Annotated in this window: 11 protein-coding genes; 6 read left to right on the forward strand and 5 right to left on the reverse strand. The window is 59.2% G+C overall.

All coding sequences use genetic code 11. The features are described 5' to 3' along the window. Positions 1–17 precede the first annotated feature (17 nt). From A3714_RS01060 to A3714_RS01070, 3 genes are read right to left on the reverse strand one after another with little or no spacing between them, the layout of a single operon-like run. Complete coding sequence (locus A3714_RS01060) at positions 18–1,598, reverse strand: hypothetical protein (RefSeq protein WP_063508599.1); 1,581 nt, start codon at positions 1,596–1,598, stop codon at positions 18–20. A 21-nt stretch (positions 1,599–1,619) separates the two neighbouring features. Further along, positions 1,620–4,070, reverse strand: coding sequence for a LamG domain-containing protein (locus A3714_RS01065; protein ID WP_062815847.1), 2,451 nt, complete (start codon positions 4,068–4,070; stop codon positions 1,620–1,622). A gap of 4 nt (positions 4,071–4,074) precedes the next feature. Next, positions 4,075–5,259 (reverse strand): hypothetical protein, encoded by a 1,185-nt coding sequence (locus A3714_RS01070; RefSeq protein ID WP_063509217.1) that lies wholly within the window; start codon positions 5,257–5,259, stop codon positions 4,075–4,077. 203 nt (positions 5,260–5,462) lie between these two features. Between A3714_RS01070 and A3714_RS01075 the strand changes: the two genes are divergently transcribed. The 6 genes from A3714_RS01075 to A3714_RS01100 all read left to right on the forward strand — a co-directional run bounded on the left by A3714_RS01075 (position 5,463) and on the right by A3714_RS01100 (position 11,448). Then, positions 5,463–8,072: a hypothetical protein gene (locus A3714_RS01075; RefSeq protein WP_063509216.1), complete on the forward strand. Its 2,610-nt coding sequence runs from the start codon at positions 5,463–5,465 to the stop codon at positions 8,070–8,072. A gap of 137 nt (positions 8,073–8,209) precedes the next feature. After that, positions 8,210–8,953, forward strand: a complete 744-nt coding sequence (locus A3714_RS01080; protein WP_103917496.1) for an outer membrane beta-barrel protein — start codon at positions 8,210–8,212, stop codon at positions 8,951–8,953. Positions 8,954–9,036: 83 nt separating this feature from the next. Next, positions 9,037–9,585: an outer membrane beta-barrel domain-containing protein gene (locus A3714_RS01085; protein WP_231866032.1), complete on the forward strand. Its 549-nt coding sequence runs from the start codon at positions 9,037–9,039 to the stop codon at positions 9,583–9,585. Positions 9,586–9,605: 20 nt separating this feature from the next. Next, positions 9,606–10,097, forward strand: coding sequence for a TlpA disulfide reductase family protein (locus tag A3714_RS01090; protein ID WP_062815851.1), 492 nt, complete (start codon positions 9,606–9,608; stop codon positions 10,095–10,097). Beyond that, the gene (locus tag A3714_RS01095) at positions 10,094–10,330 is read left to right on the forward strand and encodes a DUF4266 domain-containing protein (protein WP_063509215.1); all 237 of its coding nucleotides are present in this window, start codon (positions 10,094–10,096) and stop codon (positions 10,328–10,330) included. Before A3714_RS01090 ends, A3714_RS01095 begins: the two co-directional genes overlap by 4 nt. Beyond that, positions 10,330–11,448 (forward strand): DUF3570 domain-containing protein, encoded by a 1,119-nt coding sequence (locus tag A3714_RS01100; RefSeq protein ID WP_231866033.1) that lies wholly within the window; start codon positions 10,330–10,332, stop codon positions 11,446–11,448. The genes A3714_RS01095 and A3714_RS01100 overlap by 1 nt, the downstream gene beginning before the upstream one ends. A gap of 184 nt (positions 11,449–11,632) precedes the next feature. Here the strand turns inward: A3714_RS01100 and A3714_RS01105 are convergent, their stop codons facing one another. Beyond that, positions 11,633–12,727, reverse strand: coding sequence for a phospholipase A (locus tag A3714_RS01105; RefSeq protein ID WP_082844731.1), 1,095 nt, complete (start codon positions 12,725–12,727; stop codon positions 11,633–11,635). Positions 12,728–12,780: 53 nt separating this feature from the next. After that, positions 12,781–12,969 carry a Trm112 family protein gene (locus A3714_RS01110; protein ID WP_062815854.1) on the reverse strand — a complete coding sequence of 63 codons (189 nt, stop codon included), beginning with the start codon at positions 12,967–12,969 and terminating at the stop codon, positions 12,781–12,783. Between the last annotated feature and the right edge of the window lie 170 nt (positions 12,970–13,139).

Here is a 13,139-nt window from a genome sequence, read left to right on the forward strand (position 1 = left end):
AGCGCCAACGGTGACGGTCAGGTAATGGTACCACTGACGATGGGCTCGAAGGCGGTGAGCCGGTCCATGGAAGCGCTGTTGCCCAGACTGTGATTGGGGAACTTCTCCGAGAACAAGCCCTGCTCACCATGAAGCGCCATGTAGTTAAGCCACACGGTCTCTGCCAGCAAGTTCACGTTGTTGGCGGCCGGGGTGCCGGCGGTCTCCACCGAGGCATCCGGGCGCATCCAGCCCAGCTGCTGATGCTGTTCGGCGGTGCCGCCTACGGTATTCAGGGTGGGACGTCCGTTGGGGTTGTAGACTAGGAAGAAGGATGCCGCGGTGGAAGAATTATCGCCGGTCCATTCGCCCTTGCCACGGCCCTCCGCGGAATCATCAATGCGCCCGTTGCTGGCCACGGAGCCATCACTGAACACATAAATCATCAGTGGCACCCCTTTGCGGCGGGCGTATTCCAGACAGGCGCCCATGCAGCGTCCGGCACGGCGGTCACGGATTTCGCCTGTGCCCCGTTCGCCGGTGTGATAGTCAAAGCCGCCCATGCTGATACAGCCGGCACCGGCGTAACCGTTGACGACCAGTTTCATTACCGAAGCGGTTTTTTCAAATTCCCGATCGTTGAGTTCGGCGTCCGAGAAGATGCTGAGGATGTCCATGTCCTCACGGATATCCAGGGTGGAAGGATCACCGTAGCGGTCGGTGATATCGGCCGCTTCCACATAACCACAGCGCAGCAGGTTGCGCAGGTTGTCGCGGCGGTTGGCATCGGTCAGGCCGCTGTCGATACGGTCGATGCGCTTGTGGCTGATGCGGGCGATGGATTCCATCACCGACACCGCATCCGCCTGATCAAGCAGGCCGACCAGTTTGCCGGTGTCTACCAGGCCGGTCACATCCGAGCGGCGATCGATTTTGGTGGGGCGGGCCGAGGCAATGATGGAGCGGTCCGGCGCCATGGAGTTGCCGCCGGAGACCGAGCTGCGCGAACCAATCAACGACAGCAGTTCGCCGTCGGCGCCCGCGTTGAAGATACCGTACATGGGGTTGTGAGGATTGTTGGCGGTATCGTTTTCCGAGCGCGCCGGAATCACGCAACCATTCACGTTGCCGACGGCATTCTGTGCCTTGTCCAGGATGCCCAGCAGGAAAGGCGAATCGCTGTGAAAAGCCAGCCCAAGATCCGTGTTGATGGTGGTCGGATCATTGTTGGGTGCCATGTTGCCGGGCAGGCCCAGCTTGGAGTAGCCAGCACTGCTGAGAAAATCCTGTTGTCCGCCCTGGCCCCCCACCAGCACGTTGGAGCCGGCGATGTTGGCGCCGCCAGCCAGATCGAAACAGATAAAGGGAATCTTGCCGGCGCCGGCGGCAGCGATACCGCAATCGGTTTTCATCCCTTCCAGGTCGCCGGACAGGGCGGCCATGGCCTCGCGGGGATCACTGAACAGCCCGAACAGGCCCACGCTGCCGAAGGCGGCCCCGGTGATCAGGCCGCGCCCCAGCATGTCCCGGCGGCTGACCGGCTTGCCATGTCCCAGGTTCAACAGCGGTGCATCCGGGTGCAGGGGCTGTCGACGTTTTCTGAAAAAGTTACGTTTCATGATTCTGTCCCCAAACAGGCTCTATTGCATCAGCATGGTGGCGCTGCCCAGCATGGCCGCACAGGCCGCCTTGGCGGCAGTGGCGGTGCGTTCCACGCAGTCGCTGCTGCACTGGGTCAGGTTGGTATCAAACAGCAGCTGTTCCAGTTCTCCTTCCACATCGGCGCGGGCCGGCTGGTCGGCCTGACCATTGCCGACCATGCGTTCGAATAGCGGTGAAATCACCCAGTCACGCCATTGCTGAGGGGTGATGGTGTTGGCGCCGGCGTTGTAGTTGAGCCCCACGAACAGGGGGGGAATGGCGGCATCATTGGTGCGTTCGGCCTCCACCAGCGCGTTGCAGTATTCGATGGCTAACTGGGCGACGCCCACCTGGTGAGCAGTGAGGAACGCCTCGATGTTTTCCTCGCTGGGCAGTTGGGTGCGCAGGCGCTGGTAGGTGTCGGGCACATCGCCGTAGCCTTCCGGGACCCGGGTAAGGGTGCTCATGGTGGCGTTGATTTCCGCAAAATTGCGGAGCCCGGCAAGAGGTTGCTCGCCGTATTCATTGGGTGTCAGCGGCAGGGGCTGTGGCTCGGTGTGAACATGAGTATGGCTGCCCAGGCGTTCGAAAGTCAGGAAGAATTCGTCATTGTCCTGACCCTGTTCCACCGGTAGCAGGGTGCCCAGGCGTGACAGGGTTTCCCCCTGTTCGCTGTAGCCGTCACCACCGATCTGCGTATCCAGGGTGGCGAAGGCTTGCGCCACGTCCGGCACCTGGCCGTTGATGCCCAGCCGCAGGCCGGCCAGGGGAACTTCATCACTGACAATGTCCTGTTCCAGGTTGATGAAGTAGGGGGCGGCGAACAGATAGCTGAAGTTATCAAAGCGGGACACTTCAAACACCACATAGGCACCGGGTTGATCGATCAGGTGGCCAATATAGAACGGCAGGAAGTAACGCTCGCCCACGCCGGCGTCAAAGTTGGTGCGAATCTGTGCTTCGGTGAGGGCGCGGTTGTGGATGGCAGCAAAGCGGATCACGCCTTCCCAGGGCCGGTCACTGGAGGCTTCATTACCCAGCACCAGGGCAAAGGTGTCATCCCAGGTGTTGAGCAGGGCAGGAGTGACCGGGTCAGTGGCGCCATTACGCACGCCATTGATGTAGATCTGCCGGCCGTTTACCGGATCAAAGGTCACTGCCACATGCTGCAGGCTGGCCTGCAGCGGGTCATCGGCGGTGTCCAGTGCCGGTTCGCCGTTGCCGTCGGTGGCTTCGCCGATTCGCTGAAGTACCTGGTAGTTGCTGCCGCTTTGCGCCAGAGTCAGGTTGCGGGCGTCCGGGCCGGCGGAGTAGCTGATGATGTGCGCATCATCCTGGCCGGTGCTGGCGGGTACCAGCCAGGCTTCCAGTGTCAGCTCGCCGGTGGCACGGATCATGTCGCTGAGTTTCTTGCTGGTGGCCGTGCTGCCCTGGGCCTTGCCGTTGTTGAGGCGGATGCCCCAGCCGCCTTCCCAGGTCACGTCGCCGCTGAACTGGAGGTGAATGGCCGGGTCCACGCCGGAGCTGTCAAAGGCGGTCAGGCCTTCGCCGGTCTTGAATTCATAGCGGGCGATGATGTTGCTTTCGTAGCGGCCGCCACCGGCAGCCAGGGTGCCGTCGTCCACATTCAGTGACTTGCTCAGCACCAGGTCGCTGTCCGGCGCGGTGGGGATGATGGCATCCGCCATGGCACGAATGGCATTTTCCATGGCCTGGGCATCACTGTCGCAGTCGTCGCTCCAGCAGTTGTGGCTGTCTTCGCCCAGGCGCTCGACCAGTCGGCTTAACTCCGGGCTGTTCAGGTCTATTTTGCTGCGCGCGGCAATGTAGGCCTCGTTCACGTCATCCGCGGCCAGGTAGGGGCCCTGCGGAGTGTTGGCGTCACTCTGGTGGCAGTCGCTGCAATGGTCATCCAGAAGCGGGTAGACATGGGTCTGGAAGAGACTGGGATCCTGGGGGAAGTTCTTGCTGTTTCCCGGGTCCTTGATTGGCGGTTCTTCCAATTCCGTGGTGCCGCCGCCCAGTCCCAGGCTTTCGCCTGCCCAGGCGCTGATCCAGGTGCTGATCTGGTCGGCACAGAACTGCGGGTCGGATTCCCAGCAGTTATGCCCGCCGGCCACTTTCTGAACCATCTGCGAGGACGCAGGCTGGTTGAGGTTGATCAACGGGTTTGCCGCTGAATAGGCCTGGTTGATATCGCCGGTCTGCAGGAAAGCCGGTTGCTGGTCACGGTGACAGGCGCCGCAACGCTGTTCACTGACCAGGTTATTCCAGATGTAGATCTTGAACGCGGAGACGTCGGCGTTGCGCGGCGCCGGGCCATCATAATTGACGTTGTTGTTGCCGCCACCATTGTTGCGATTCGGGGTGGTGTCGGAGCCGCTGCCGCTGCCGCCGCAGCCGCTGATCAGTGCGGCACAAAGTACGCTGACAAGTGGAAGATATCGCATCGCCTCAGTCCCCCATGCAGTAGGTGGCCGCATCGGCAAACAGCGTCTTCATGCGGTAGTTATCATTCTTGAACTGACTGGTCATGCTGGCCAGTTGGGCGGTGTCGTTCCCGTCTGCGGGCTTGCGCAGGCAGACGGCCTCAAACACTTTTTCTGCCTGGCAGGTAGCAAATACCTCGCTGTGGGCCAGCTCCCGCCCCAGGCTGGCGGCGCCACTGCCACTGCCGTTCAGGTTCGGGTCCCAGCCCAGGTTGGCATTGGGGCCTTCACGCCAGTAATTGTCCCAGCTGTCGTCGGGGGTGATGTAGCCCCAGGGAAAGTTGTTGCTGTTGATCAGATATTTGCCTTGCACCCGGGTGCCGGTGTCCGGGTCGGCACTGGTGTTGTAGACCATGCGGCCACCATCCCCTTCCTGGGGGCCTTCCCAGTCGTAGTAGGCAAATCCCTGGGCCAGTGGGTCCATGCCACTGTGACAGCTGATGCAGTTGTTACGGAAAATTCGGCTGTCGCCGCCCGGGCTGCGGCTCACATCCTGGCGGATGCGGTCGGAGGGGCGGGTGGTGTCCTGGACCTGTTCCAGGTCTCGGCAGAGATGGTTCATCAGGGTAAAGCGCAGCATGGCCCGATTGGTGCCGGCATAGAAAAAGGCATTGGCGGCGGCACGGGTGGTCAACACACCGGCCACAGCCTGGGAGGGGGTGCCGTACTGGCTGGCCTGGCTGCTGGCAGAAAGCACCTGGGCCAGGTTGGCGTGCTGGCTCTCCAGGTTGCGGTAATGGGCATTGCTGTCCGCAGAGGCTGCCGGACTGACGTTGCCCACATAAAGCAGGTCATCGTAGAGAATGCGGCGAAAGTCCAGATCGTCGCGAATCGCGCCAATCACCGTGGCGGTGTAATCATTCAGGGGAGCGAACACATCCTGGGCTTCATTGGTCCAGGGTGTGGCGAATTGCTTGAGTGTGACGTTATAGAACGCCGGGTGTTCCATGGCCAATTCGGCGGCATCACGGGGGCCGCTGGAGGCATTGCCCTCGATCAGGTTCACCATGGTGTTCAATGTGGCGGCATCCGCCGGCACGCCGGCAAGACGGTTGTGTATGCGTTGCGCCTGGTCGCGACTGTTGGCCATGCCTGTTACAGGCAGGCTCAAAGCCAGCGCCACCAGAAAGATCCCCCGATAGCCTTTCATGGCTGTATCCTTTTTCTTTGTTACGGTGTCGGTTGGTTGCCATTGGTTGGCAGCCCAAAGCGACCGTTTAACAGATTTCCCGTTTCCCGCAGTTATTGTCCATGACATTCTGCATCAGGCTCTGTGAATTGGGGCCCAGAAAATCAAGATCGGATTCGCGATACTGACACAAACCAGAAAAAAACGGACGAACGGTGGAAATAATGAGGGTACCTGTCCTGCTGGGCTTGCTCATGGGGATGAGTGGCTGTGGTGGCATGGACGGGGGGGATCAGCAAAAAGACCCCACGGTAACCGATATCCCGGTGGCGTATGTGCAGCGAGATCTGCCCAGGGATGAAGACGGTGGCATCGTGATGGAGTCTCTGGAGGAGCCGGTTTCATTCCAGGCCGGTGCCAGGCTGATGGTGCGCGATAGCGCTTCCTCCCGTGCTGTGGCTCGCGATATCACCACGGCGATTCTGGGCGATGGCCATGATATTCGTGACCTCACTGTCAGCTACGACGGAAGCCGCCTGCTGTTTTCTGCCCGGGCGCCGGAGATTGAGGACGCGGATGAGGACGAACAACCGACCTGGAATCTCTGGGAGTACGACTTTCAATCAGGCGCGGCCCGGCGGCTGATCAGCAGCGACCTGCGTGCCGAAGAAGGGCAGGATCGCTATCCGGCCTATTTGCCGGATGGCCGTATCGTGTTTGCATCTACCCGTCAGCGCCAGGCCCGGGCCCGCTTGCTGGACGAGGGAAAACCCCAGTTCACCCCGTTGGAGGAGGGTCGCGATAACGCCGCCTTTGCCTTGCACCTAATGAGTGCCGATGGCGTGGAGATCGAGCAGATCACCTTCAACATGAGCCATGATGTGGCGCCACTGGTAGGGCGTGATGGCCGAATCCTGTTTCTGCGCTGGGACAACAAGGACAACGAAAATCGCTTTGATCTGTACCGGGTGAATCCGGATGGCAGTGGTTTGTCGCCGCTCTATGGCGCTGATAGTCATGACGCCGGCGATGATCGCACCCGGGAATTCCTGCCCCTGTCCCTGATGGGGGATGGGCGCCTGCTGACCGCCGCCCGTTTGCGTGAAGCCGGAGCCGGGCAAATGCAGCCGCTGGCCATCGATATCGATAACTTCGTCAATCGAGACGGTCCGCTCCATGGGCGGGTGGCCAGTCAACCGGAGCAGGTCCTGCCCGGTCCGGCTGCCACCCTGGATGACACAGTGGCCGTGGAAGGCCGATTGGCGGATTTGGTGAGCATGGATGATGGTTCAGGCCGGTTTCTGATGGCCTGGTCTCCCTGTCGTTTGCTGGAGGGCGATACGCTGCGCCCCTGCACCGCGGATTACCTGGGTCAGGGGCTGCCGGAAGCGCCGCCGGCTTTCGGTCTGTGGATCCTGGATCCCGCTGAGGGTACCCAGCGCCCTGTGGTCTCCCCCCGGGATAATCTCTGGGTAACCGAGCTGGCGGTGGCCACGCCGCGCAGCTTGCCGTCCCAGGCCCTGGATAGTGTCCGGGATGAGGCGCTTGCCGAGGAAAATCTGGCACGGCTGGATATCCGCAGTGTCTACGACATGGACAGCCGTTTCGTCACCTTCAACACGCCTGGCTTGCCGGGGATTGCCTCCCTGGAACAGTACCGGGATCCCTCCCTGGTGACGTCTTCACAACGGCGGGTTCGGTTCCTGCGTATTACCAAGGGGGTGCTGATTCCCGATGAGGATGTGCGGGATATCGCCGGTGCCCAATTCGGGCGGGCGGCGAATTTCGGCATGCGTGAGATCGTTGGCTATGTTCCCGTGGAGCCGGATGGCTCGGTGCGGGTGCAGGTCCCGGCGGATGCGCCGTTGGGTTTGCAGCTGGTGGATGCGGACGGCAAGTCGGTCTATAGCCGGCATGGTGCCTGGATCAACGTACGGCCCGGAGAAACCCTGCAGTGCCAGGGGTGTCATGCCAACAATTCGCCGCTGCCCCATGGCCGTACCGATGGCATGGCGCCCTCCATCAATACCGGCGCGCCATCTACCGGTCAGCCGTTCCCGAACACTCGCACGGATGTGGTGGGCTTCGCCGATGCTGGCGAAACCATGGCACAGGCCCTGACCCGGCTCTACCCGGAACGGGAAATTCCCAGTATCGATATGCGTGATTTCGATGCCTGGAGCGACCCGGCACCGAGTGAAGACTGGCTGTTGGCCTATGCGGACCTGGAGACGCTGGCGCCGGCTACCGTGCAGTGTCAGCAGCAATGGCAAGCGGAATGCCGCACGGTGATTCACTACGAGGATCATATCCAGCCGCTTTGGGATTTGCCCCGCCAGGCGGATGTGGATGGCAATCTGCAGGACGTGACCTGTTCTTCCTGTCACAACCGTCGCGATGCCATGAATGCGCTGCAGGTACCCCCTGCCCAGCTGGAGCTCACCGGTGAAGCTTCAGCGGACCAGCCATTACAACCTACCAGTTACCGGGAATTACTGTTCAACGACAACGAGCAGATCCTGGAAGACGGGGCGTTGGTGGATCGCCTGGTGATCGTCACGGATGGGGAAGGCAATGTCGTTTACCAAACTGATGAAGACGGCGAGCTGATTCTGGATAACATGGGTAATCCTGTTCCGGTGACAGAAACAGTACCGGTAGCCTCGGTGATTCGTGCCGGGCAGGCGCGCAATTCGGCGGCATTCTTTGATACCTTTACCGGCGGGGGAGTCCACGACGGCTGGTTGACGGCAGAAGAACTGCGATTGCTGGCAGAATGGATCGACCTGGGGGCGCAACTGTATAACGATCCGTTCAGGGTCCCCGAAAACTGAGAAGGCGATCTGTCGGCTTAGTTAGCCTGACAGGGGTCGATGACATCTTTTCCACTGGACCGATGGCATCTGAAGACAAGCCCAGGATTGTGACGCCGGGCTTATTGACTGTTTGATTGAAAGGGGAGACGCACCCGTTGCGCCTTGTAGTTGTCCTGTTATCCATGTTGGTGCTGTTCCCGGCCCAGGCGGTCTCATCCGAACCGGCGCCAGCCTTGCAAGTCAAGGTTGCCGAGCCCTATGTGGAGGTTCATACCGGGCCGGGCCGCGGCTATCCGGTATTCCATGTGGTGGAGCGCCATGCTCCGTTGACCCTGTTGTTTCAGCGCGCGGGCTGGATCAAGGTGGAAACACCGCGCGGACGCATTGGCTGGGTGCCCCGCAAGGCCCTGCTGAAAACCCTGGATGGCGCCGGTGAGACTCCGGAATTGCAACACCTGGGCTATGAGGACTTCACGGGGGGGCACTGGCAGGCATCGGTGCTGGCGGGGGAGCTGGACGGGGTGACCTCACTGGCCGTCGGAATGGGTTACCGGTTCACCGAAAATTTCACAGCAGAAGCCATGTTTACCCAGGCCAGCGGTAATTTTTCCAACAACAAGCTGCTTGAGTTGAACCTTCAGCATCAGCTTTTCCCGCGCTGGCGAGTCTCCCCCTACGTGATGCTGGGAACCGGCCGTGCCAGTATTGAACCCCGGGCCACCCTGGTGCGCCCGGAAAACCGCGACGAGACACTGGCCTTTGCCGGTGGCGGCCTGAAAGTCTATCTCGCCCGCGGCTTTGTATTACGGGGTGAATACCGGAGCTATGTGCTGTTCACCGAAGAAAACGACAACCGGAATCTGGAAGAATGGAAACTCGGTTTCTCCCTGCTGTTTTAACGTTGTGCCTGTTACCGCTCACAGGGTATGGGCAAGAGACGAACGATCAACAAGCCTCCATCCAGGATGCAGACCCGGGATCAGTGCTGGATCCTGAAATCGAACGCCGCCGTATCAAGGAAGCGGACATTGATACGGAAAATTTTGAGGCGGGTATCTACGCGGGCATTCTTTCCATCGAGGATTTCGGTGCCGAGCCGGTAGTCGGGGTGAGGCTGGATTACCACTTGTCCGAGGATGTGTTCTTCGAGGCGGTATTGGGCCGGGCGGAGGCAGGCGAAACCAGTTTCGAAACCCTCAATGCCGGTGTGCGACTGCTCAATGATGACGAGCGCGAGTTTACCTATTACCAGGCGTCAGTAGGCTACAACCTGCTGCCAGGCGAAGCCTTCCTGTCGGGGGGGCGTACCTTTAACAATGCCCTCTACTTGCTGGGCGGGGCGGGCATTACGGATTTTGCCGGCGATGAGCATTTCACTCTGGGTGTTGGTGTGGGGTATCGGCTGCTGGTCAATGACCTGATCGCCGTGCGTGTGGATATGAAAGATCACATCTTCAATCTGGATGTGCTGGGGGAAGACAAGACCACTCACAATCTTGAACTGACCGCCGGGGTCAGCCTGTTTTTCTGAAAAGGGTAGGGGGAGCAATAATGAAAAAAACACTGACAATGATACTGGGCGCGTTGGCTTTGCTGTTGGCAAGCAATGCGTACTCTGCGGAGGGGGAGCCCGCGCCGGACTTCACGCTGAAGACTCTTGATGGCACCAACCTGAAACTCAGTGAGCAGCGGGGCACTGTGATCTTGCTGAATTTCTGGGCTTCCTGGTGCGGACCCTGCCGGACGGAAATGCCTCTTCTGGACGCGCTCTATGAGGAATATCGGGATTACGGATTTACCGTGCTGGGTGTCAATCTGGATGAAAACCGTGACCAGGCAGATCGTCTTCTGGACAAGATTCCGGTGACCTTTCCGGTACTGTTTGATCCGCAAAACAGCACCAGTGAAACCTATGGCGTGGATGCCATGCCCACGACCGTACTGATTGATCGCAATGGCGTGGTTCGTCATCACCACCGGGGTTACAAGGATGGCTACATGGATAAATACGAAGAGCAGGTGAAGGCGCTGGTGCTGGAATGAAAAAAGTGGGAACGATACGTATTGCCGGACTGATTCTGCTCCTGGCGTTTGCCGCCAGCGGTTGCGCCGTCAAACCCTGGCTCAAGCCCTATGACCGCGCCAGGCTGGCGGACCCGGTGATGAATGTATCGGCACACCCGATCGCGGAAAGCTACATGGGCCATGTGCATCAGGCCCGGGAAAGCATGCGTGGAGCGGAAGGTAGTGCGGGTGGAGGTTGCGGATGCAACTGATGCGTACGCTTTCGATGGCCTTGCTGCTGGGGGCCAGTACCCTGCTGCAGGCCTCGGTGTTGCCTGAGGACCGGCTGGATGTGCTCTACCATCAGTACGAAGGGGGCGGCATGAAAATCAACGGCCCCTCCGTGCTGGTAAGAAAATCCTTTGCCGACAAGGTGGCAGTGCATGCCAACTATTATGTGGATGAGGTTTCCGCCGCCTCCATTGATGTGCTGGTCAGCGCCAGCCCCTACTCGGAAGAACGTACCGAAAAAAGCGTGGGCGTCGACTACCTGCATGGCAAGGCTATCTACTCGTTAAGCTACGCCAACAGCGAGGAAAATGATTTCGAGGCCAACTCGGTGCACTTTGACATGAGTCAGGATTTTTTCGGTGACCTGACGACGCTGAGCCTGGGGTACTCCAAAGGCTGGGATGAAGTCTTCCGCACCGGTGACAACAGCTTTGCGGAAGAGGCGGATCGACAGCATTTTCGTATCAACCTGTCACAAATCCTGACCCGGAACCTGATGGCCAGCCTGGGTCATGAGCTGATCACCGACGAAGGCTATCTGAACAATCCCTACCGTTCGGTGCGCTATCTGACCTCCGGCGGCAGCTACAGTTTTGAGCCGGAACGTTATCCGGAAACACGCACCAGTGAAGCCACCTCCTTGCGGCTGTCCTACTATCTACCCTGGCGAGCGGGCCTGCATGGGGAATACCGGATCTATGATGACTCCTGGGGCATTGATGCCAGTAGCTGGCAGGTCAAGCTGATACAACCCCTGGGCAGCAACTGGACACTGGAAGGACGTTATCGGGCCTACCAGCAGGGTGATGCGGATTTTTATGCGGACCTGTTTCCTTTCCAGAACGCGCAGAATTTTCTGGCCCGGGACAAGGAGCTTAGCGAGTTCAGTTCCACCGTTGTGGGGCTGGGCATCGGTTTCGAGTTCAGCAAGCCGAATTGGGGAACCATCGACCGGGCAGGGCTGAATCTGTGGGTCGATCGCTTCAGTTTCGATTACGACAACTACCGCGATATCCGTGTCGATACGACCCCGGGCACGGAACCCCTGTACAGCTTTGATGCCACCGTAACCCGGCTGCTGTTTACGCTGTGGTATTAAAGGAGAGTTGCAAGTTGAAAGTTCAAAGTTGAAACGCGGACAAATGTGGTGATTCAAACACAATCACTTGCTCCTGATTCCGGCTCTTTTTATAAAGGCTTGGAGACGCGGTAAAAATGCAAATCGGCTTCCTCCGGGTTCAAACCCGCGTTCAACTTTGAACTTTCAACTCGTAACTGCTTTATCACAACGAATCTGTCAGCAAAATGCCGAAGCTGAAACGGTTTTCGTAATCGTCGTAGTTGATCAGCGAATCGCCATAACCGCTGAATACCTGTACCAGTCCCTTGAAACGCTTGCTTAACGGGAAGGAGTAGTTGATCCGCCCGGCCCCTTTGTTGTCCGAGCGCAGGTTGTTGCGCACCATCAGCTCAAGCACGTGGTTGCGGAAGGGGTAGGCCACTTCCAGTTCGAAATTGCCCATGAATTTTTCGATGTCCGGGTTGTCGTCGCCGGACGTGTCTAGTGGGTCATCTTTCTTCTCTTCGGGAATCCGGTACCAGGGTTTCACGGACCAGTAATAGTCACCGGTCTTGAAGATATAGTTCATGAATACCCGGTTCCAGCTCCGGGACACGGGGACATCCCGACCATTGGACTGGTGGTTGAAACCGGCCACCAGCAGCTCGGAGTCCAGCGGTCCAATCTGCCAGTCGACAGGCTTGGAAATGAAGATCTCCGGCTCGTAGTTCGTTTCCCGAAATGGTGCAGAGATCTCGCTGTTGTAAGCCTGCCAGAAGAAGGTGCCAGTGAAGGCCATCCACAGAGTGACATCATCGACGATGTTTTCCTTCAAGGGGGCCTTGAGCGATAGCTGGAATTTCACCTCGTTGGGTTGCAGATCCCGGTCATCCTTCTCCGGATCATTCCATTGCCGGTTGGACCAGTAGCTATAGGGCAGCAAGTAATTACGGCGGTGAGGGGTAATCACAAAGGGATTGCCGCGGGTGGTGTTCTCCAACGCCAGGCGGGCGCGCAGGGCGTCCTCGTTGGTCCGTTCGCCGGGCAGCTCTTCACCGTTCTGGCACCAGCCTCGCAGCTCTTTCAGGGTAACCTGCTCATTGGCCGTCTGGGCACTGCGCAGCAGGCAATCGTTCTCCTGCTGGGTTTGACTCATCTCCGCAGGGGGCGCATCGGGAACCGGCGTCTCTTTCTCCGGCGTTGGTGCCGTCTGCTCTTTTTCGCGTTCGGTTGCTTTCGGAGCGTCTTCGGCGAGGACAGGGGAGGCACAGATAGAGGCACTTACCAGTGTCAGGGCCAGCGCCAGAGATTTGCACATGGGGGGATCCTTTTGCGTTGCCGGGCGTTCTGTTTAGCTCATCCAGCTGCCTGTTACAGGTTGCTGACTTCCTCGTCGCTCATTGAGCGAGCCTGATCCTCCAGCATGACAGGAATGCCATCGCGTACCGGGTAGGCCAGGCCACTGGCCTTGCACTTGAGTTCACCGGCCTTGTCGTCATAGATGAGCGGCGCCTTGCTGACCGGGCAAACCAGAATGTCGAGCAGGTTGGTATCAATCATTTTTACCGTCCTTTGCAGTGATTCCGGGAGTATACCCAATGTCCACCGCGGGGGAGAGAATCCTCCCGCAATCCCTACCGGTTTTTGCAAAAAACCTGTTAAAACAGTTGCCTATGCAGGCAAACGCAAGTTTCAAACGCTTGTTTGACTCGCGGGTCACAAATAGGGGT

It is taken from the genome of Alcanivorax sp. HI0007 (assembly GCF_001635525.1).
In the GTDB taxonomy this organism is placed as follows: domain Bacteria; phylum Pseudomonadota; class Gammaproteobacteria; order Pseudomonadales; family Alcanivoracaceae; genus Alcanivorax.